At 43.4% G+C, this 1,312-nt stretch carries 2 protein-coding genes; both read left to right on the forward strand.

The features are described 5' to 3' along the window. Positions 1-307 (forward strand): transposase (locus KJS57_RS25975; protein ID WP_213656843.1); only part of this gene is annotated, 307 nt, incomplete at its 5' end. An 11-nt stretch (positions 308-318) separates the two neighbouring features. Continuing rightward, the gene (locus KJS57_RS25980) at positions 319-1,236 is read left to right on the forward strand and encodes an IS3 family transposase (RefSeq protein WP_280520412.1); all 918 of its coding nucleotides are present in this window, start codon (positions 319-321) and stop codon (positions 1,234-1,236) included. Positions 1,237-1,312: the final 76 nt, after the last annotated feature.

A 1,312-nucleotide genomic window follows, 5' to 3' on the forward strand; every position in this document is an offset into this window, starting at 1 on the left:
GAAAGAAGAAATCAAAATTCAAATCGTTAAAGAAGCATTGTCTGGAATTAAGGTGGGGGTGTTGGCCCGCATGTATGATTTGCATCCTGAAACCATTCGTTTGTGGGTTAAAGAGTATCGTGATTCAATTCCAACAGAAGAAATCCCTGCAACAGATGAGCATTTGCAAGAACTACGGCGACTGCAAGATGTTGAGCAACGCTATGAAAAGGCGGTTAAAGTGCTCGGGGAGAAGGAACTCGAAATAGAGATACTTCGTGAATTATTAAAAAAGCAGAACCCCGCTTATCCGAAAAATTCGAAATAGCAGAGCAATTTATTAAGCGGGGAGAAGCAGCAGCAGTCGTTCTGCGGATCATGGGACTCTCGGAATCCACCTATTACGATCGTAAAAAGCGGATGAGTGACCCGGAAAGACGTTCCAGAGCAAGACATAGTGGACGTCCAGCGCCCGGATACTCATATACTTTTAACGGAGAACAAGTAAGTGACGACCAAATTAACAGTTGGCTTCTTGAGCTTATTGAGGGTGAGGAGCATGTTTATGGCTACAAATTTCTTGGACATTGCATCCGTGACCGATATAACGTAAGGCTGAATAAAAAGAAATCCCATCGCTTATGCAAGGAACTAGGGATCCTACAAAAAGCACGCCAACGTAAGCCGGCCCATCCACGGAGATTACCGAAAAATCGGGTGGTCACAGGATCGAATCAATTGTGGCAAATGGATATTAAGTATGGTTATGTAATCGGACGCGAACGGTTCTTTTTTGTACTTAGCATTATTGATGTATTTGATCGTGTCGTGGTTGGTCAATATAGAGGTCCTGTGTGTGAGGCAAAACATGCCGTGCAGACGCTTTGTCATGCATTGCAGAAGCGCATACAGCCAGGAGAACCCATGCCTGTAATTCGCACAGATAACGGGCCGCAATTTGTAAGTAAATTATTTGGGGATATGTGCGAGAGTCTGGAACTCATTCATGAAAGAATACCGCCACGCACACCAAACATGAATGCTTACATTGAATCCTTCCACAGTGTACTTGAGCGACATTTATTCAGTCTAAGAGACTTCATGACTTTTGAGGAAGCTTACGAGGCTTTAGATGGTTACATGGACTTTTACAACAACAGAAAAATGCATGGCAGTTTAAAAAGAATGCCTCCTGCGGTATTTTCTGTTTGGGTTAAAACGCAGGAGGATACGTCTGAATTTCATAAAGCGATGTAATTGTTTGAAATAGTGAGCTATTATGCGAACGAGCCATTTTTGGTGGGTAAGACTCCGGATTTAAGGGGCCTAGCCG

Origin of the sequence: Paenibacillus vini, from assembly GCF_018403325.1 — a bacterium.
Taxonomy (GTDB): Bacteria; Bacillota; Bacilli; order Paenibacillales; family Paenibacillaceae; genus Fontibacillus; species Fontibacillus vini.